Annotated in this window: 19 protein-coding genes; 7 read left to right on the forward strand and 12 right to left on the reverse strand. The window is 42.1% G+C overall.

Annotation, left to right across the window (positions count from 1 at the left end; all coding sequences use genetic code 11):
* From gldN to topA, 6 genes are all read right to left on the reverse strand, one after another.
* Complete coding sequence (gene gldN / locus VS868_RS04835; RefSeq protein WP_266068465.1) at nucleotides 1-894, reverse strand: gliding motility protein GldN; 894 nt, start codon at nucleotides 892-894, stop codon at nucleotides 1-3.
* An 11-nt stretch (nucleotides 895-905) separates the two neighbouring features.
* Nucleotides 906-2,450 carry a gliding motility protein GldM gene (gene gldM, locus VS868_RS04840; RefSeq protein WP_345599371.1) on the reverse strand — a complete coding sequence of 515 codons (1,545 nt, stop codon included), beginning with the start codon at nucleotides 2,448-2,450 and terminating at the stop codon, nucleotides 906-908.
* Between the two features lie 52 nt (nucleotides 2,451-2,502).
* Entirely contained in the window at nucleotides 2,503-3,147 is a 645-nt protein-coding gene (gene gldL / locus VS868_RS04845) for a gliding motility protein GldL (protein WP_345599372.1), read from the reverse strand.
* A 53-nt stretch (nucleotides 3,148-3,200) separates the two neighbouring features.
* Nucleotides 3,201-4,556, reverse strand: a complete 1,356-nt coding sequence (gldK, locus tag VS868_RS04850) for a gliding motility lipoprotein GldK (RefSeq protein WP_266068461.1) — start codon at nucleotides 4,554-4,556, stop codon at nucleotides 3,201-3,203.
* Between the two features lie 112 nt (nucleotides 4,557-4,668).
* Complete coding sequence (locus VS868_RS04855; protein ID WP_345599373.1) at nucleotides 4,669-5,820, reverse strand: formimidoylglutamase; 1,152 nt, start codon at nucleotides 5,818-5,820, stop codon at nucleotides 4,669-4,671.
* 3 nt (nucleotides 5,821-5,823) lie between these two features.
* On the reverse strand, nucleotides 5,824-8,367 hold the full coding sequence (topA, locus tag VS868_RS04860; RefSeq protein WP_345599374.1) for a type I DNA topoisomerase: 2,544 nt from the start codon (nucleotides 8,365-8,367) through the stop codon (nucleotides 5,824-5,826).
* 176 nt (nucleotides 8,368-8,543) lie between these two features.
* Between topA and miaB the strand changes: the two genes are divergently transcribed.
* The 7 genes from miaB to groL all read left to right on the forward strand — a co-directional run bounded on the left by miaB (nucleotide 8,544) and on the right by groL (nucleotide 15,266).
* Nucleotides 8,544-9,989: a tRNA (N6-isopentenyl adenosine(37)-C2)-methylthiotransferase MiaB gene (gene miaB, locus VS868_RS04865; protein WP_345599375.1), complete on the forward strand. Its 1,446-nt coding sequence runs from the start codon at nucleotides 8,544-8,546 to the stop codon at nucleotides 9,987-9,989.
* A 129-nt stretch (nucleotides 9,990-10,118) separates the two neighbouring features.
* Complete coding sequence (locus VS868_RS04870; protein WP_345599376.1) at nucleotides 10,119-11,375, forward strand: sigma-54 dependent transcriptional regulator; 1,257 nt, start codon at nucleotides 10,119-10,121, stop codon at nucleotides 11,373-11,375.
* A gap of 29 nt (nucleotides 11,376-11,404) precedes the next feature.
* On the forward strand, nucleotides 11,405-11,911 hold the full coding sequence (locus VS868_RS04875; protein WP_345599377.1) for an LptE family protein: 507 nt from the start codon (nucleotides 11,405-11,407) through the stop codon (nucleotides 11,909-11,911).
* Complete coding sequence (locus tag VS868_RS04880) at nucleotides 11,911-12,759, forward strand: hypothetical protein (protein ID WP_345599378.1); 849 nt, start codon at nucleotides 11,911-11,913, stop codon at nucleotides 12,757-12,759. Before VS868_RS04875 ends, VS868_RS04880 begins: the two co-directional genes overlap by 1 nt.
* A gap of 5 nt (nucleotides 12,760-12,764) precedes the next feature.
* The gene (gene secG / locus VS868_RS04885) at nucleotides 12,765-13,103 is read left to right on the forward strand and encodes a preprotein translocase subunit SecG (protein ID WP_266068454.1); all 339 of its coding nucleotides are present in this window, start codon (nucleotides 12,765-12,767) and stop codon (nucleotides 13,101-13,103) included.
* Nucleotides 13,104-13,246: 143 nt separating this feature from the next.
* Entirely contained in the window at nucleotides 13,247-13,522 is a 276-nt protein-coding gene (locus tag VS868_RS04890) for a co-chaperone GroES (protein WP_029038864.1), read from the forward strand.
* Between the two features lie 106 nt (nucleotides 13,523-13,628).
* Nucleotides 13,629-15,266: a chaperonin GroEL gene (gene groL / locus VS868_RS04895; protein ID WP_345599379.1), complete on the forward strand. Its 1,638-nt coding sequence runs from the start codon at nucleotides 13,629-13,631 to the stop codon at nucleotides 15,264-15,266.
* 172 nt (nucleotides 15,267-15,438) lie between these two features.
* On the opposite strand, the gene VS868_RS04900 is transcribed toward groL, so the two are convergent.
* The 6 genes from VS868_RS04900 to VS868_RS04925 form a co-directional block, all read right to left on the reverse strand.
* Complete coding sequence (locus VS868_RS04900) at nucleotides 15,439-15,648, reverse strand: hypothetical protein (RefSeq protein ID WP_345599380.1); 210 nt, start codon at nucleotides 15,646-15,648, stop codon at nucleotides 15,439-15,441.
* A 143-nt stretch (nucleotides 15,649-15,791) separates the two neighbouring features.
* Complete coding sequence (locus tag VS868_RS04905; RefSeq protein WP_345599381.1) at nucleotides 15,792-16,232, reverse strand: VOC family protein; 441 nt, start codon at nucleotides 16,230-16,232, stop codon at nucleotides 15,792-15,794.
* Between the two features lie 161 nt (nucleotides 16,233-16,393).
* Nucleotides 16,394-17,626: an ATP-dependent Clp protease ATP-binding subunit ClpX gene (gene clpX / locus VS868_RS04910; RefSeq protein ID WP_266068448.1), complete on the reverse strand. Its 1,233-nt coding sequence runs from the start codon at nucleotides 17,624-17,626 to the stop codon at nucleotides 16,394-16,396.
* Between the two features lie 48 nt (nucleotides 17,627-17,674).
* The gene (clpP, locus tag VS868_RS04915; RefSeq protein ID WP_345599382.1) at nucleotides 17,675-18,352 is read right to left on the reverse strand and encodes an ATP-dependent Clp endopeptidase proteolytic subunit ClpP; all 678 of its coding nucleotides are present in this window, start codon (nucleotides 18,350-18,352) and stop codon (nucleotides 17,675-17,677) included.
* A gap of 126 nt (nucleotides 18,353-18,478) precedes the next feature.
* Nucleotides 18,479-19,792 (reverse strand): trigger factor, encoded by a 1,314-nt coding sequence (gene tig, locus VS868_RS04920; protein WP_345599383.1) that lies wholly within the window; start codon nucleotides 19,790-19,792, stop codon nucleotides 18,479-18,481.
* Nucleotides 19,793-19,877: 85 nt separating this feature from the next.
* A complete protein-coding gene (locus VS868_RS04925) occupies nucleotides 19,878-20,219 on the reverse strand; it encodes a phage holin family protein (RefSeq protein WP_266068445.1) in 342 nt (113 codons plus the stop codon).
* Nucleotides 20,220-20,263: the final 44 nt, after the last annotated feature.

A 20,263-nucleotide genomic window follows, 5' to 3' on the forward strand; every position in this document is an offset into this window, starting at 1 on the left:
TTAGTAATTCCACATATCCTGTTCAAAATTCCTTATTTGCTCCTTGATCCTTTCAGACTCCAGTAGCTGCATAAAGGCATTGTTACTTATATAATCATCTACCTGGCGGTTGCCCTGTACATTATCTTCAGCATAAATCACCGCATTGAACCTTCGAGCGTTGAGCAAATGATCAAAGGATACCGGATTTGAGGTATTATCTGGGTTATAAGCATAAGCATCGTTCAACACTTCTCTTGCCCCGGGAAACCATACCCAAAAAAGCTCTACTAATGCAGATGCACCACCCTCATCAATAAAGTTTACATCGGGTGCAACCGGTGCAATGGCCAAAAGCCTGTACTTAAGCTCTGCCTGGCGCTTGTCAAAATACCAGTACCCGCGAATGTGATATTCAGCAATGTCGGCTGAAGAAATATCTCTTCGGCTTATAAATTGTGGATCAATCTCTTCCCCGGCATTGTATTGCTCGATACCAAGATCGGTCGTATCAACTTTAGACAACGCCGCCTGTATGTCATTCAGGGTACGCTTATCATTAAAGTAAGAGTCGGCATAGATATTTTTAATCTTTCCGCTTTTAATACCGGCTACCAACACATCGTAAAGAGAGCGTCTTGAACCCCCAATCTGGTTAGTGTCTATAGGATAGTACAAAGGAAAATTCACTCTTTCATCGAGATCTATGATCTCCCAGGTGGTCTTTGCCCAAAGTACATCCCTGTCATCAACATATCCATACTCCAAAGGATCGTTCTTTCCATAGGTAAGCTCTGCCTTGGTAGGGCCTCCTATTTCATCGGGACTTTTGGCATTAAGAAGATTACTTTGGCCAAAAGAGGTCACCGAAACGAGCAATCCACATAATCCTAACAATAATTGGTTCCAGTTCATGTTCTAATGATTTAATTTGTTAATTCAACCAGTACCGGAGATACTTGTTTTAGCTTATACCCTGAGCTTCCGGCAAGTTGAGCTTCCACATCAAAGATCTGGATAGTCTCGCCTCTGCCTGCTCTTCTTAGCGCTCCAATAGCACTCTGGTCAAGCTTTTGTCCTCTCACCTGAATAGTTGGCTGACCCGGTACACGGAATTTGAATCCGGTTACTCTTAGATCAACATCAAATTCAAAATCGGGCAGAGCTGCTCCAATGGTTGAAATTTCAAGGTTTTGACGCTGCATTCTTACCGTTCCGTCTTCCCCTCTTACAGTTCCAACAGGTCTTGGTATATCGCGTACTCTAAATGTTTTGCTGTCGCTTACTTTTTCTCCTCCCGGAAGTTCACCACTTACATTGATGGTCACTTCACGAGCCTGGAGCGTAGTAACATCCATAATATAATTTCCGGCTCCACCTGCAGATCTTAGTCCCGGTGCATTTGCCGATACGTTACCCACTCCTGGTATAGAGATAGTCATTGGGTTTGCGACACCACGGTAAACCACGTTCATCTTATCGGCAGAAATTACTGCGGAATTAGGTTTTGGAATAACGCTATATGAGCTGGTCACGGGAATTTCTACAATAGAATCTCCTTCTTTAAACTGAAGTTGTCCGGTAATTTTTTGCTCACCCACATTCCCGGCCGGGAATTTAAGTTGCACCTGACCAGCCTGTGTAGAAGCCACTTTGTTACCGTTGATCACAACATTCTCAAAACGCAAAGAGGGATCTACTCTTCCTAAAACTACTTTTCCGGAGAATTGCTCTCCACTAAAGAATGCAGTTTTGTCGGGAATAACAATAGCTTCATAGTTGGTCAAAGAAACATCGCTTTGAAGCTGGCCCGAAAGCATAGCTGAAAGCGCATCATTCTCTGCCGACTTTGCATCGCCTTGCATTTGAGTAAGCTTTGTAATAGATGCAATTAGCGGAAATCCTTCAAAGTTATAAGATAACCATGGGCGTTTCACACCTTCACCATCTACAACAGGCTCTGTGCTAAATTCTCTTCTAACTTCAGCAGCTATTTGAGAAAAATCTTCTCCTAATACATTTGCAACACCTTCACGGTATTTCTCTATTTCGGCAAGAAATTCCTTTCCTGCTTCACTTGGCTGCCCGCTTGAGAAAAGATATTCATCAAGTTTTGCAGACTGATCCATTGCCTCATAGTCTTCACGCTCATCTCCTTCAATATCTTCAAGCGCTTTTTCCTTGAGGTTATCAATGTATGTGGTAAAGTTACCAGTTAAGGTATGAATTTGTTCCGCCTTTTCCTGCAACGGAACATACTTGGCCGGTTGTTCTTGAGCTTTTGTTGCCAATCCTGCAATTGCAGCGGCATTTCTTTCAGTAACAGAGGCATTTGATTCGGCTAAACTTTCGTTAATCATTCCAAAGGCAGTAAGTACTTCTTTGGACATATTTAGAGCCATCATTGCGATGAAAACCAGATACATCAGGTTAATCATCTTCTGTCTTGGGGTTTGTTTTCCAGACGCCATTCTCTAATTTTAGTTTGTTCTTTTAATTTTTTTTAGGGCAAAAAGCTTCCTGTTAAGCCTTGACGTGCATAGCAGAAAGCATTCCTCCGTAAACATTGTTTAGAGAAGAAAGGTTGGTAGCCAAAGACTCCATTTGCTTATTTAACCTGTCAGCGTTTTCGGCTACTGCATCATTCACTTCTGCCTGGCGTGAAGCAGACTCTACCTGTACTTTATAAATATTGTTCAATGACTCCAGTTGATTTGCAGCCAGGCTCATTTCTTCGCTGTACTTCTTTTGAGAAGCCATGGCATCTACTGTAGGAGTAATATTTTTTGCGGCACCTTCAAAGTTTCTAATACTATCCCCAAGGCTGCTCATCAAATTGGCATCGATCTTAGCCTCACGTAAAATATTGTCAAGTTTTTTAGATAACATACCTTCAGTCTCTTCGTTGCTCACCAATGCCTGGTTATTTCGGGTTGCCGGTGTACCACCAGCCAGTTCGGGATAAACCAGAGACCAGTCTAATTCGTCATCTACCGGTTCAAATGCAGAAACAGCAAAAACAAGTGCTTCTACGATTAGACCAATAATTAACATTTCATTACCTAAAGGCCAGTGCATGATTTTAAATAGTGCCCCGAGAATAACTACAGAAGCACCCAGACCATACACCATATTCATTAATTTCTTACTCGACTTTGATTGTGCCATGATAAATAAAAATTTAGTTCTTTTTTAATAGGTTATTTGTGAAATAGGGATTTTTATCTTGTTTGATTCAGGGTAAGATCTGTACCCAAATAATCCTGTACCGTTCTAAAGCCGATGTAACTACGGGCAGAATCTGCGTATTCATAGTCACGGGAACTCACCTGAAGAAAATAAGCTACATCTTTCCATGATCCTCCACGAACTACTTTCTTCATGTTAGACTCATCATTAACCGACGGGTTCATAGATGAAGAATACTCATAAGATGCAGGATCATACGATGAGAAAACCCACTCGGCAACATTACCAGCCATATTATACAATCCGTAATCATTAGGCTCATAAGATTTAGCCTCAACGGTGTACAAAGCCTGATCGGCTGCATAATCTCCTCTTAATGGTTTAAAGTTAGCCATAAAACAACCGCGGTCGTTCTTGGTATAAGGCCCACCCCACGGATAAGTAGCAGACTCAAGGCCACCCCGGGCTGCATATTCCCATTCGGCCTCTGTAGGTAAACGATAAGAGTTCACATTGTGCTCTCCTTTTGATTTCCTGTAAGAGTTGTGATACAGGGTTCTCCATTGTGCAAAAGCACGTGCCTGTTTCCAGGAAACCCCCACCACAGGATAATCGCTATAAGCATCATGCCAAAAATAATCGTTGTGCATGGGCTCATTATAGGAATAGTTAAAATCTTTGATCCAAACAGTAGTATCTGGATAGATTTGAATTTCTTCAGTTTCAATAAAATCGGCACGCTTACCCGGTTCTGCTCTTGCTGCCGAACTTACGTCCATCCAGGTGTAGCGAAATTTAAGATGATTCACATCAAAAGAACGCTGGCCATTGTATGCTTCTTCGATAGGAATATACAGGGTGTCCATCACCTCAGCATAATATTCATCGGGGTAGTCTCTGGTATCCCAAATAAGATCTACATCCTTATTGATCTTTCTGCCTTCATAATCTCCAAGACTGTAGTAGTTATTATACATGTACTGTTCATAGGGAGTCATATCGGCCTCCTCGCTATCGGCAAAAGCAAATTCACCAATCCCTCCTGTACCGGGGGTTTCACCAATCTCTTCGGCAAAAATGGCAAGTTTCATTCTGGTAACCGAATCTTTTACCCAATTCACAAACTGGCGGTATTCCGCATTGGTAATTTCGGTTTCATCCATATAAAAAGAACGAACAGTAACAGTTTTTGGCGGAGCATTGTTCAATCCGGCAATATCATCATCACTTTTACCCATGATGAATGCACCACCAGGAATTAACGTCATCCCCAACGGTTTTTCGGGATGCCATTTCTTTCCCTGCGCACCAACCAATTGCCCTTGATCACTGCGACCACACGAGGCCAAAACAGAAATTACAGCAATAAGCGAAAAAAATTTCCTCATAATATCTCTCAAAGTTAGGACATAATAGCTCCAAGGCAGTAAACCTATTTATTTATTTTCTAATAAACAATTTATTTAGTTAAAATGCAGAAGCTACAAATGTTTATATCATTTAAATTTCGTTTTTCCTTTTTGTTTTATACCACCTCTCGGGGATGATTTGATTACAGGCGTCGAGGTAATCTCCTTGCGTGCAAGGTAATAACGTATGCCTCTTAAGTTTATTATTTGCAGGTGAAAGAAATGGAATTTCTATCCACCAGCGACCGCTTACCGGACTCTTATAAAAAACCAGGATTTCATCGTCAATTGGAACCTGGTATCTTATAAACTCCTTTTTAGAGGAAATAGTATTTTCATTTTTCCTAAAATTCACCCCCTCAATAAAATACCACAGTATTTGAGCCACCAACATGTTTGAAGCAGGAAAATTAAGCTGGGAAGTATATTCAAATATACCAAATGAAGACACTTTATCACTAATGCCTGCATACCGCGCCAAAGCACAAATTTCTTTCCCATCAAAACCGTTAGAAGATCGAAGCCTGTAGTTACCAAGCGCACCTGCACTAATCGCACCCAAATCAAGCCCCACCAGGTTGGCGTCTCGCATCACCGGCTCAATTGCAGTAATATCAGCCGACACTTCCCCCAGTCTTATTGCATCAAAGAATAACCTCTCCATCAACTCAATCTCATCCTGCGAATTGAAGTAAGTTTGATAACCCAGGTTAGAATAATTGAAGAGATTGTAGGGTTTAGTCACTACCATCTTCCCTACATAAGAATGGTTACTTATTGGTTTATCGGCATCTCCAAGGTCAAACCTGGAATCGATGTTCACCAGGTTCACCATCTGCTCCACCCCGTCATAAGCCCGGTACTGCGCATAAAGCAGATCTTGGCTTCCTCCAAGAAGCACCGGAATAATGCCATTTTTAAGACAGTAGTTCACCACAGATTGAACTGCAAAAAAAGTATCTTCTTCAGAATCCCCTTTTTGGATATCCCCTAAATCGGCCACTGGCAGATTCCAGTTACCCGCGTATAAATTGTAAAACTCTCTTCTAACATTATCAAAATCAAACGGCTCACCGGTAGGGTCTTCATCCAAACGATCTTCCAGGACTCCAAAAAAGGCAATTTTAATGCCCTCAAGGTCAGGAAAAGCTTTATTTTCAAGATGAATCCGAATGGATGCCCCCAAACTGTTACCCGCAGTTACGAGCTCCTCCTTCACCGGCGTAAGAAAATCGAATTCCATAAATTACTTCTTTTTGGAGACAGTTTTTTTACTGGTGGTTTTCTTAGCTGCAGTCTTTTTAGTGCCGGTAGACTTTTTAGCAGTTTTCTTTTTAGGAGCTTTTTTCTCCAGTATACCCTTTACCTCTTCAAGCGTTAATTTTGTTGCATCTACAGTCTTGGGCAGCTCAATTTTAGTCTTTCCTTTCACAATATTAGAACGCCCCCATCTTGCCTTTTCTACCTTTATTCCTTCATCTTCCCAATTGTGAATCACCTTCTCCCGCTCTTTCCTGATCTTATCTTCAATAAGTTCCTCTATATCTTCTGCGGAAAGATTATCAAAATCGTATTTTTTATTCACGTTGATGAACATATCGTTCCACTTAAGGAAAGGTCCAAAACGCCCCACTCCTTTTTGCACGGGCAGGTCTTTATATTCATAGATAGGCGCATCGGCCTTTTCTTTTTCTTTGATCAATTCCAGCGCCCGCTCCATGGTTACCTCAATAGGATCTTCCCCTTTCTCAAGAGAGACGAATTTTTTCCCATATCGCACATAAGGTCCAAAGCGACCGTTATTTACCTCCACTTTTTCTCCTTCATATTCCCCAAGTTCCTTCGGAAGCTTAAACAATTCCATCGCCTCTTCAAAAGTGACAGAATCAAGGGTTTGATCTGGTGAAAGACTGGCAAATTTCGGTTTCTCCTCATCTTCAACAGAACCCATTTGCACCATAGGTCCAAATTTACCGAGTCGAACGCTTACCGGCTTTCCTGTAACAGGATCTTCCCCCAAAATTCTTTCGCCCACTTCCCTTTCGGCATTTTGGGCAACGTCAAGCACATTAGGATGAAAATCGCTGTAGAAGTCTTTCATCATCTTGGTCCACTCCTCATTCCCTTCAGCTATATCATCAAAATCCTGCTCTACCTTGGCGGTGAAATTGTAATCCAGAATGCTTGAAAAATGAGTGACAAGAAAATCGTTCACTACCATCCCAACATCGGTTGGCACCAGTTTTCCTTTATCACTACCTACAGTTTCTGTAAGCTTCTTTTCGTTTATTTTTTCAGCCTTTAGAGTAAACTGCACATAATCACGCTCTACTCCGTCAACCGATCCTTTCTCGATATAATTCCGGTTTTGAATGGTAGAAATTGTAGGTGCGTAGGTAGACGGGCGTCCAATTCCCAGCTCTTCCAGTTTCTTTACCAATGAAGCTTCAGTATAGCGGTAAGGTGGCCGCGTAAACCTTTCGGTGGCCGTGATATAGTTATTTTTCAGATTTTCGTTTACCCTTAATGCAGGTAGCATTCCTTCCTGTTCTTGCAATTCTTCATCCTCTTCGTCGCGACCTTCCAGATAAACTTTCAGGAACCCGTCAAATTTTAGAACTTCTCCATTGGCAGTGAACTGCTTATCGTGTTTATCGGCTTCAATCTTTACATTAGTTCTCTCCAGTTCGGCTTCACTCATTTGGGAAGCTATGGCACGTTTCCAGATCAATTCATACAGGCGCTGTTCATCGCGATCGGCCTGTACGCTGTGTGCTGCAAAATTTGTTGGTCGTATTGCCTCGTGAGCTTCCTGCGCCCCTTTGGTCTTTCCTTTAAACTGGCGTGTCTTACTGTACTTTTCACCATAGGCGTCTAAAATCTCTTTTTTAGCACCTTTTCTTGCATCATCAGAAAGATTTACGCTATCGGTTCTCATATAAGTAATATGCCCCGCCTCATAGAGACGCTGCGCCATGGTCATGGTCTTACTTACTGAAAAATATAATTTACGGGCAGCTTCCTGCTGAAGTGTTGACGTTGTAAATGGTGGTGCAGGTGATTTTTTAGCAGGTTTGGTCGTAAGATCGGCCACCTTAAAATTAGCCCCTAAATTTTCTGAAAGGAATTGCTCCGCTTCGGCTTTGGTGTCAAAATTCTTCGGAAGTTTTGCTTTGAAGGATTTTCCTTCTTCCGTGGTAAATTCAGCATCTATTCTAAAGGAAGCTTCAGGTTTAAACCCCTGAATTTCCCGTTCCCGCTCCACAATAAGCCTAACTGACACAGATTGCACCCTCCCGGCGGAAAGTCCACCTTTCACTTTCCTCCAAAGAACCGGTGAAAGTTCATAACCTACCAAACGATCCAGCACCCTGCGGGCCTGTTGTGCGTTTACCAGGTTATAATTTATTCCACGAGGATTTTCAATAGCTCTAAGGATAGCAGACTTTGTAATCTCGTGAAAAACAATTCTTTTAGTTTTATCTTTATCGAGATCCAGCTCTTCGGCCAGGTGCCATGCAATCGCTTCTCCCTCCCGGTCTTCATCACTCGCCAGCCAAACCATATCGGCACTCTTTGCTAATGCCTTAAGTTTTTTGACGACCTCCTTCTTATCTTTTGACACTATATATTTAGGAGTAAAATCACCCTCGGTATCCACACCCAGCTCTTTGGTAGGAAGATCGGCGATGTGACCAAAGCTCGAGGCAACAGTATAATCCTTGCCCAGGAATTTCTCAATGGTCTTCGCTTTTGCAGGGGACTCTACGATCACTAAATTCTTTGCCATAGTATCATTTTTTGTTTTGCAAAAGTATAGGAATTTTTAAATATGGCTTTTTTATTTTCAAAAATGCAGTTTTACTACATTTCAAACTGCTCTATATTTCCTCCTGTCACTTTGTCATATTTCAACTAAAACAGTATCTTTGCCCGTTCAATTACCCAAAGGTACTTTTTTGAAATATGGAGAAGATAATAGACGAAAAACAGCAGGGAAACGCATTGGTGATGGAGCCTAAGACAGGCAATGGAAAAAAGCTGATGATAGAGAGCTATGGTTGCCAAATGAACTTTAGCGACAGTGAGATTGTAGCATCCATCCTATCTAAAGAAGGTTTTGATACTACTCAAAACCTGGAAGAGGCAGACCTGGTTCTTATCAACACCTGCTCAATTAGAGATAAAGCAGAACAAACAGTACGAAAGCGACTGGAAAAATATAATGCTGTAAAAAAAATCAACCCGGGGATGAAGGTGGGCGTGCTTGGCTGTATGGCCGAACGCTTAAAAGCCCAGTTCCTGGAAGAAGAAAAGATTGTTGACCTTGTGGTGGGGCCCGATGCCTACAAAGACCTGCCAAACCTCATTAACGAAGTGGAAGAAGGTCGCAATGCCGTAAATGTGATCCTCTCCAAAGATGAAACTTATGGAGATATTTCTCCCGTGCGTTTGCAAAGCAACGGCGTTTCGGCCTTTGTTTCTATCACACGGGGCTGCGACAATATGTGTACGTTTTGTGTAGTACCGTTTACCCGCGGAAGAGAGCGTAGCCGTGACCCACAAAGTATAATGGAAGAGGTGAATGAACTGGCACAAAAAGGCTTTAAAGAAATCACACTTTTGGGACAGAACGTTGACAGCTATTTATGGTATGGCGGCGGACTCAAAAAGGACTTTAAAAATGCTTCGGAAATGCAAAAGGCTACCGCTACCAATTTCGCTGCCCTTTTGAGAATGGTAGCCGAAGCACATCCAAAAATGAGAGTAAGGTTCTCTACTTCAAATCCGCAGGACATGACGCTTGATGTGATTGAAGCCATGGCGAAATACCCGAATATTTGTAAATATATTCACCTGCCGGTTCAAAGCGGTAGCGACAGGATCCTTAAAGCCATGAACCGTCTGCACACCCGCGAAGAATACTTTGAGTTAATTGACAACATTAGGAAACTAATGCCCGATTGTGCTATCTCCCAGGATATGATCACCGGCTTCCCAACAGAAACTGAAGAAGATCACCAGGATACACTATCCCTTATGGAATATGTGAAATATGACTTCGGATTCATGTTCGCCTATTCTGAAAGACCCGGAACAATGGCCGCCCGAAAGTTAGAAGACGATGTTCCTGAAGAAGTTAAGAAAAGAAGACTTACAGAAATTGTAAACCTGCAACAACAACACAGCCACTTTAGAACCCGACAGTTTGTTGGCAAGACGGTAGAGGTGTTGATCGAAAAAGAATCCAAGAAATCTGATGCTCACTGGAGTGGCAGAACTACCCAAAACACTGTGGCAGTTTTCCCAAAAGAGCAGTATAAGATTGGGGATTTTGTAAACGTGAAGATAAACGACTGTACCAGCGCCACCTTAATAGGAGAAGCGGTTGGGTATAGCGAGAATAATTAAGCCCCCTGCCCCCGAAGGGGGTGTAGGAGAGGTCTTAAAGATTTCTTTTTTTAAACTAATTGAAATGAAGAGCATACCAGAATCAGGTTCAATTAAACAAATAAATACCCCCATTGGGGGCTAGGGGGCATGGAAAGTATTCAGGCAATAAAACAGCGTTTCGGCATTTTAGGAAACGACCAGAAATTAAACAGGGCAGTAGAAAAAGCCATACAGGTGGCGCCAACAGATATTTCTGTACTGGTCACCGGGGAAAGCGGAGTGGGAAAAGAAAGTATTCCCAAGATCATCCATGCACTCTCCCACCGCAAACACGGTAAATATATTGCTGTAAACTGCGGTGCCATCCCTGAAGGTACTATTGACAGTGAACTCTTTGGGCATGAAAAAGGTGCTTTTACAGGTGCCACTCAAACGCGAAGTGGATATTTTGAAGTGGCCGACGGCGGAACTATTTTTCTGGATGAAGTTGGCGAATTGCCACTAACCACGCAGGTACGGCTTCTGCGTGTGCTCGAAAATGGCGAATTCATCAAGGTAGGATCCTCAAAGGTGCAAAAGACCAATGTACGTATTGTCGCTGCCACCAACCTCAATATGGCCGATGCCATCAAAAAGGAAAAATTCAGGGAAGACCTTTACTACAGGTTAAGTACCGTAGAGATCTACCTACCACCATTGCGCGAACGCAAGGAAGACATCCACCTGCTCTTCAGGAAATTTGCAGCCGATTTTGCTTTGAAGTACAAAATGCCCACTATTCGGCTTGAAGACGATGCCATCAGCCTGTTGCAAAAGTATTCGTGGAATGGAAACGTGAGGCAGCTAAGAAACCTCGCCGAGCAAATTTCAGTTTTAGAACAGGAAAGAAGTATAGACGCCCAAAAATTAAAAGAATATCTTCCCGGTTACGGCAGCAACCTACCGGCCGTGATCGAGGAAAAGAAGAAAGAAAGCGACTTTAGTAATGAGCGGGAAATTCTCTACAAAGTGCTTTTTGACATGAAAAGCGATCTTAATGACCTCAAAAAGCTCACGTTAGAGCTTATGGAAAATGACGGTCATAAGAATGTGAAAGAGGAAAACGAAAGCCTGATCAATAAGATCTACGGAAATAATGACGAAGAAGATGTTATTCCCGAAGAAATAACCGACGAGGAACTCGAAGTACTTCAAATTCCGCAGCAAAATCCTTCAGATAAACAGGATAAATATTACTTTGCCGAAGAAATTGAGGAAGAAGAGACGCTGTCCCTTCAGGATAAAGAGCTGGAACTCATCAAGAAATCCCTGGAGCGCCACAACGGAAAACGAAAGGCAGCCGCCGAAGAACTGGGAATAAGTGAACGCACCCTGTACAGAAAGATCAAACAATACGACCTTTAAAAAATGCCACTTTTGACACCCCATATTTTATGAAAAAAATACAGTTGTTGCTTCTTTTAATGCTTTCCTTCAGCCTGTCATCCTGTGGCATTTATTCCTTTTCGGGAGCCGATGTGGGGAATGCGCAAACCTTTCAGGTTAATTATTTTCAGAACGCCGCACCAATTGTGGAGCCGGGTATTGACCGTACATTCACGCTTCAGCTTCAGGATCTTATTCAGAGTCAGACGAATTTGAGCCTTACCAATGAAAATGGAGACCTGGTTTATGAAGGGGAGATCATAGATTACTATGTTGCCCCCATGAGTGCCACAGCCCAAAGTACTGCCGCACAAAACCGCCTCACCATTGTGGTCAATCTAAGGTTTTACAACACCCTAGATCCCGAAAAGGACATTTTAGACAGGCGTTTCTCGTTCTACTATGATTATCCTGCCAGTGCACAACTTATTGGGCCGGTGCTGGCAACAGCCCTTGAAGAGATCTTTACCCGCATCACTCAGGATATTTTTAATGCTACTTTGGCAAACTGGTAATGAAACAGGATGAAGTAATATCGATTCTTAAAGACCCTGCTGCCATTTCCTTTGAGCAGACAAAAGCGCTGCACGAGATTTTGAGAAAATATCCTTACTTCCAGGCGGCCCGTGCCGTGCGCCTTAAAGGATTAAAAAACACGAACAGCCTACACTACAACAAGGAACTTAAGGTGACAGCCGCTCACACTACAGACAGAGGGGTGCTGTTTGACTTCATTACTTCAAGGGAATTTAATCAAAATGAAATTGCCGAATCTATCAAGAAGCAGGAGCAGCAACAAAAGCAACTTGAAGATAAGGCCGCGACAAAAGTTGAAAAAGAGGATGAAAACCTGACTCTTGACAAGGCACTGAAAATGAAATCTCAGGAATCTGCCCGCGTATTTGATCCGGGTTTGTTCCAGAAAAGAGAAGAAACAACTCAGCCTTCAGAAGAAGAAGATATTCTGGAAACCGGCAAACCCCTTTCCTTTAACCGCAATGAAAATCACTCATTTTCAGAATGGTTAAAACTGGCTTCAGCAAAACATGTAGAACGGGAAGAATTATCTTCGGAAGTACAGGAAGAAAAGAGCCGGAAGTTTGAACTTATTGAGGAATTCATTTCTAAAAACCCGAGGATTACCCCTTCAAAAACGGCAAAAAAAGTCAACCTTGCCGAAGACAATCTTGCAGCGCCCGAAGCCCTTATGACAGAGACTTTAGCACGGGTTTACCTCGAACAGAAAAACTACAAAAAAGCCATCCAGGCATATAAAATTTTAATTTTGAAAAATCCGGAAAAAAGTGGTTTCTTTGCAGACCAAATTCGGGCAATCGAAAAATTACAGGAAAATAATAGTTAAGCATAATGAGCACATTTACAATCTTTTTAACGCTAATCATTATAGTAGCGTTCCTACTGGTAGTAGTAATCATGGTTCAAAACCCTAAAGGCGGCGGGTTATCTTCGGCTTTTGGCGGTGGCGCAAACCAGATTGGTGGAGTTCAAAAAACATCAGATTTTTTGGATAAAAGTACCTGGACGCTTGCAACCCTTCTTCTTGTGCTTATCCTCCTTTCTAATGTAACTATCATGGATGGCAACGGAGTAGGAGAATCTAAGATCATGGGGGGAGAACCTGAAGTAGAAACTAACGTTCCTGCACCTGTTGAAGCTCCTGTGACTACCCCTGCAGAGCAGAACTAGAAAACTTAAGACATATATACAAATGCCAGCTTATGACAAGCTGGCATTTTTTTTTGGATTTTGTCAGCATTTTTCAAGTGGCACAATTTTCGTCTCTTAGGCTATTCAAACAAAGAATTCATTAACTAAAATACATTTGAAAAATGGCACTAAACATTAAACCTCTTTCAGACAGAGTACTTGTTGAGCCTGCCGCAGCCGAAACTCAGACTGCATCAGGTATTTACATTCCCGAAACCGCAAAGGAGAAACCACAAAAAGGTACCGTAGTAGCCGTAGGTGGCGGTAAAAAAGACCACGACATGACCGTTAAGGTTGGTGACAGTGTACTTTATGGAAAATACGCAGGTACCGAGCTCAAACTGGAAGGTAAAGATTACCTTATCATGAGAGAGGATGATATTCTTGCTATAGTATAAAACCCTGAAGTAATAACCGCATTATTTTCTGGCGGTTCTTCACCTCAACTAATTTTTAGAATCAACTAACTAATTCCCGCTCTGGGGAAGAAAAAAATTAAATAAAATGGCAAAAGAAATAAAATTTGATATTGAAGCCCGCGACGGTATTAAACGCGGAGTGGATGCATTGGCAAATGCTGTAAAAGTAACTTTAGGACCTAAAGGCCGTAACGTGATCATCAACAAATCTTTTGGAGCTCCTGTAGTGACAAAAGACGGGGTGACCGTGGCAAAAGAAATTGAACTTGAAGATGCTCTTGAGAACATGGGAGCTCAAATGGTTAAGGAAGTAGCTTCCAAAACCAATGATATCGCTGGTGACGGTACTACCACTGCAACTGTACTTGCCCAGGCTATCGTAAAAGAAGGTCTTAAGAACGTTGCTGCCGGTGCAAACCCAATGGATCTTAAACGCGGAATTGACAAGGCTGTTGAAGCTTTGACTGCCAACCTTAAAGAGCAAACCCAGCAGGTAGGTGATTCTTCAGAAAAGATCAAGCAGGTAGCTTCAATCTCTGCCAACAACGATGACCAGATTGGTGAACTTATCGCCCAGGCTTTCGGAAAAGTTGGAAAAGAAGGAGTGATCACTGTTGAAGAAGCTAAAGGAACCGAAACTTACGTTGACGTTGTTGAAGGAATGCAGTTTGACCGCGGATACCTTTCTCCTTACTTCGTTACCAACAGCGAGAAAATGACTGCCGATCTTGAAGATCCATACATCCTTATCTATGACAAGAAGATCTCTTCAATGAAAGACCTGCTTCCTGTACTTGAGCCAGTTGCTCAGTCTGGAAAGCCCCTTTTGATCATTGCTGAAGACGTAGACGGCGAAGCCCTTGCCACTCTAGTAGTGAACAAACTAAGAGGTTCTTTGAAAATTGCTGCTGTTAAAGCTCCGGGATTTGGAGACAGAAGAAAAGCAATGCTTGAAGATATCGCCATCCTTACAGGTGGTACTGTGATCTCTGAAGAAAGAGGATTCACTCTTGAGAACGCAACACTTGATATGCTTGGTACTGCTGAAAAAGTAGCTATCGATAAAGACAACACAACTGTAGTGAACGGTGCCGGTGACAACCAGGTGATCAAAGACCGTGTGAACCAGATCAAGGCTCAGATGGAAACCACTACTTCCGATTATGACAAAGAAAAACTTCAGGAGCGTTTGGCTAAACTAGCCGGAGGTGTTGCCGTACTTTACGTAGGTGCAGCTTCAGAAGTTGAAATGAAAGAGAAGAAAGATCGTGTAGACGATGCCCTTCACGCAACCCGTGCGGCTGTAGAAGAAGGTATTGTTGCCGGTGGTGGTGTTGCCCTTGTACGCGCCAAAGCTGTGCTTGCAAACCTTGAGTCATACAACGCCGATGAAGCTACAGGAATCCAAATTGTAAGTCGTGCTATCGAAGCTCCTCTTAGAACAATAGTTGAAAACGCAGGTGGCGAAGGCTCTGTAGTGATCAACAAGGTGCTTGAAGGAAAAGACAACTACGGTTACGATGCAAAATCTGACTCTTATGTAGACATGATGAAAGCCGGAATTATCGATCCTAAGAAAGTAACAAGAGTAGCTCTTGAAAACGCTGCTTCGGTTGCCGGAATGATCCTTACTACCGAGTGTTCTTTGGTTGATATCAAAGAAGACAACGCCGGAGGCGGAATGCCACAAGGAATGGGCGGCGGTATGCCAGGAATGATGTAAGATAGATATTAGATTTTAGAAGTGAGAAGTTAGATCTTCTTCTGAAATTTTAATTTTGATTTTACAGAAAACCCCGCTTCATTGCTGAAGCGGGTTTTTTATTTTCACCCTTAGGTGACATAGACTTTCAAAAATGGCATTTTTAAGGCTTCTTCTTTTTACTTCGGAAAGGTTACTTACTTCGGAAATAGTTTTCTTCTGAAGAAGAATAAACGCCGTTAACTCTTCTTTGAGCACAAAACTTCTGAAGACCAGGTGTCAAAAATGGCATTTTCAGAACATCTTTTTGAAGTTTTTTCTGAAATAACCTCCAACGAACATCTCCATTCATTTCTGCTGAAGCAAACTCTTCTGAAGAAGAATTTTTCCTGATAATATACATTTTTGAGACCATAACTTCTGAAAGAGAGGTGTCAAAAATGGCATTCTGGGATACCTATTTTTTCGGGTTCTGTGATCGCATCAAAAAACCAGCGTTGTGATCTCGCGATTTGTATGTTCGCCTTTATTTCGAGAGCTTCCATTTTACGTATTGCCTTCGGGCTTGGAATAATTAATGATCCAGGTTACACCGAATTTATCTGTACACATTCCGTAGTAGCTTCCCCAGAAAACATCGCCAATTTGCATGGTAATTTTACCTTCACTGCAAAGGCTTTCAAAAAGCTGATCGGCCTGTTCTTTGGTTTCGGTATTAATAGAGAGCGAGACGTTGTTGCCCACCACTACATCGGGGCACCAGCCATCATCGCAGTCGCTGCCCATAAGCAGGCATTTTTCGCCCAGGGGCAGGACGATGTGCATAATCTTGTTCATTCTATCTTCGGGGATAGACAAACCTTCTTCTGAAGGGATGTCGCGAAACCTTCCTATGTAAGAGAATTCACCTCCAAACACTGATTTATAGAAGTTGAAGGCCTCTTCGCAATTACCCGGAAAAGTTAAGTAGGGGTTTAATGTTTCCATTTTAAACTGATTTACAAAACATTACATCTTAACTAATTTACTGGAATATTTCAATTGTTATATTAAAATTTTCCAAAATTAGGAGCACCAAGAAATCATCTAAACAAAAAAAGCCACGCAGTACGCGTGGCTTCTAACTTTATGTTCTATTTTTTTTTATGCTATGAAACCGCCTTAAGCCTTTTTATACCCGATTTGTCGAGTTTCTCTTCGGCATATTCTTTATCTACCACCAGCTGGTTTGAGGTACCTTCGGGCATTTCAAACATGGCATCGGTAAGAATGGCTTCACAAAGCGACCTTAACCCACGGGCACCAAGTTTGTATTCGATGGCTTTTTCCACAATAAAATCGAGGGCTTCATCGGTAATACTAAATTCGATATCATCCATCTCAAACAGTTTTTGATACTGCTTGATAATGGCATTTTTAGGCTGCGTAAGTATAGATCTAAGCGTTTTGCGGTCTAGCGGGTTCATGTGTGTAAGTACCGGAAGACGCCCAATGATCTCGGGAATCAACCCAAAATCTTTAAGGTCTTTAGGGATAATGTACTTCAACAGGTTCTCACGCTCTATAGCCTCATCATTCTTAGATGCGCTAAACCCAACCGCCTGCATATTAAGGCGCTTACTGATGTTCTTCTCAATACCATCAAAAGCCCCTCCGGTAACAAAGAGGATATTTTCGGTATCTACCTCGATAAACTTTTGATCGGGGTGTTTACGGCCTCCTTTTGGCGGTACGTTCACGGTAGTTCCTTCAAGCAACTTCAGCAAAGCCTGCTGCACCCCTTCTCCCGAAACATCGCGGGTAATTGAAGGATTGTCGCTTTTACGGGCAATCTTGTCTATCTCATCAATGAACACAATACCGTGCTGTGCTTTTTCAAGATTATAATCGGCTGCCTGCAATAAGCGGGTAAGAATACTTTCAACATCCTCGCCCACGTAACCGGCCTCGGTCAATACGGTTGCATCTACAATGGCCAGTGGCACGTTAAGCATCTTGGCGATGGTCTTTGCCATTAGGGTCTTACCGGTACCGGTTTCCCCTACCATGATGATATTACTCTTCTGGATTTCGATATCGTCATTATTAGCTGGCTGCAACAACCTTTTGTAGTGGTTGTAAACAGCTACAGAAAGCACTTTTTTAGTGTGCTCCTGCCCAATTACATATTGATCCAAAAAGCCTTTAATCGCCTTGGGTTTTCTTAGTTTAAGTTCAGATGAAAGCTCACCCGAGCTGTCTTGCTTTGATTCTTCTATAACGATCCCATGGGCCTGCTCAATACACCGGTCGCAAATATGAGCGTCAAGTCCGGCGATAAGCAGGTTGGTTTCAGGTTTTTTCCTTCCGCAGAAGGAACATTCTAGTTCTTCTTTTGCCATAAATTTTTTCTTCTAACCATTAAAGGTCTTCAGTATTCTTTAAAGAGATTATTTATCCCTTGTTAGAATCTCATCAATCATTCCATATTCTAAAGCCTTATCTGCTTTCATCCAGTAATCGCGATCACTGTCTTCATGGATCTTCTCATAGGTTTGACCGGAATGCTTGGCAATGATATCATAAAGCTCCTTTTTAAGGATTAAAATCTCACGTGCCGTGATCTCGATATCACTGGCCTGCCCCTGCGCTCCACCAAGAGGCTGGTGAATCATAACGCGAGAATGCGGTAAACCACTTCTTTTTCCTTTTTCACCTGCACATAAAAGCACCGCTCCCATAGAGGCAGCCATACCTGTACAAATTGTAGCTACATCGGGCTTTATGAACTGCATGGTATCATAAATACCAAGGCCGGCATAAACACTACCTCCCGGGGAATTGATGTAGATCTGAATGTCTTTTGAAGAGTCTGTACTCTCCAAAAACAGCAATTGCGCCTGAATAATATTGGCTACCTGGTCGCTAATACCCGTACCAAGAAAAATAATACGATCCATCATTAAACGGGAGAAAACATCAAAAATAGCAATGTTCATTTGCCTCTCTTCAATAATGTTTGGCGTCATACCCTGCGGGTACATGCTGCTTATTATTTTGTTGTAATAGTTACTGTTAATCCCGTGATGCTGGGTGGCGTATTTCTCAAATTCTTTTGCGTAATCCATTGAATTTATGTCGTTTTGTTGGGGTTAAATAAAGAGGTTAACACCTCTCTCTTAGTTGCCAAAAAAGGCGTTATCCCGCACTTGGTCTAACGCCCTTAAAGATATAAGTATTAATTAAGAAAAGTTCTATTCGTAAACTTCTTTAACAAATTCTTCGTATGTCACTTCTTTCTCCTCAAGGTTCACTTTTTCCTTGTAAAGGGCAAGTAGTTTTTGGTTCATTAACTGCTCAGAAAGACGTTTTACTTCATCCTGACGGGAAAGGATACGGGCGGCGATATCGTCAAGTTCCTTTTCTTCAGGGTTCATCTGGCCAAACTGCGCCATTTGTTCTTTGATCCTTTCTTTAGCGAAAGCTTTAAGGTCTTCAAACTTCACTTCAAGATTATTATCCTGGATCAATTTACCTTCAATCAACTGGAATCTTAATCCTTTTTCGCTTTTTTCGTACTCTTCACGAGCCTCTTCAGCTGAAAGTTCTTTTTCTCCTGCAGTCTGGATCCACTTCTGAAGAAATTCCTTTGGAAGTTCAAACTGAGTGTTTTCAATCAGCATTTCAGTAACATCATTCAGCAATTGTTGATCGCCCTGCTGCTCAAATTGCTTGGCTGCATCTTCTTTGATCTTTTCTTTAAGCCCGGTTACCGAAGTTACTTCCCCTTCACCAAAGAGCTTATCAAACAACTCCTGATCTAAATCTGCAAGCTCCTGAGTGTTTACTTCCTCTACGTGGAATTCTACCTCAACATCAAGCCCATGCGCTTTGTCATGCTCAACCTCAAGGAAATCCATCAATTGATGGTCATCTTCAAAAAGGCCTTTAGTGCTCACTTTTACAGTATCACCTGCTTTTGCACCAAGGAAAGGCTCCTTATTTTTGACCTTTTCAAGAGGTAAAGTAGTTTTGTTCTCTATTCCTTCAGCCTCATTTTTAAAGGTACCGGAAAGCTGATCTCCTTCTTCGGCAGATTCTTTAGAAACAAGTTTTCCATATTGCTTCTGAAGGGTTTTCACCTGGTTGTCGATCATCTCATCACCGGCAACAATGTTATAATGAGTAATTGGCTTCTCGTTGTCAAGGCTCACCTCAAACTGTGGAGAAAGGCCCAGTTCAAACTCGAAGGTATAATTGTCGCTATCCCAGTCAAAGTTTTCCTGCTCCTTTGGAAGCGGATTTCCAAGAACATCCAGTTTTTCTTCAGTAAGATATTTGTTAAGGGCATCCTGAAGCAGCTTGTTTACCTCATCTACCAAAACTGCCTTCCCGTATTGCTTCTTCACCATCCCCATAGGCACATGCCCTTTACGGAAGCCAGGAATATTTGCATTTTTACGGTAGTCTTTCAGGACTTTTTCAACTTTGCCGCTATAGTCTTCTTTGGCTATATCAACCTTGAGGACTGCATTAAGTTCGTCAATGTTCTCTCTCGTTATATTCATTATAAGCGCTTATAAAAATTGGTTTGCAAAAGTACAACTTTTTTAAGAGCAAGCAAAGTTTCAAAAAGCTGAAATTCAGAAGGCTTTATTTCCTTTCGGCAATTGAGAAAAAGATTGATTGAATAATTGACAGCAAGATACTAAAGAGCACTGCAATCCAAAATCCGCTCACCTGGAATCCGCTTACAAAAGCATCTACCAAAAGGATGATAATGGCATTGATCACTATAAGAAAAAGGCCAAAGGTAAGCAGGGTAACAGGAAGTGTGAGAAGCACCAGGACGGGTTTCACTATAAAATTAAGCAGCGCCAGGACCAGGGCCACAACTATAGCCGTCACGTATCCTGTAACTGTTACACCCGGAAGAAAATTTGCAAGAAACACCACTACTACAGCGGTGAGGAGGATTCTTAAAAGAAAGGTCATAGGTTTTGAATTTAACACTAAGATACTACTTTGAACGAAAAACG

Origin of the sequence: Salinimicrobium sp. 3283s (assembly GCF_039602225.1) — a bacterium.
In the GTDB taxonomy this organism is placed as follows: domain Bacteria; phylum Bacteroidota; class Bacteroidia; order Flavobacteriales; family Flavobacteriaceae; genus Salinimicrobium; species Salinimicrobium profundisediminis.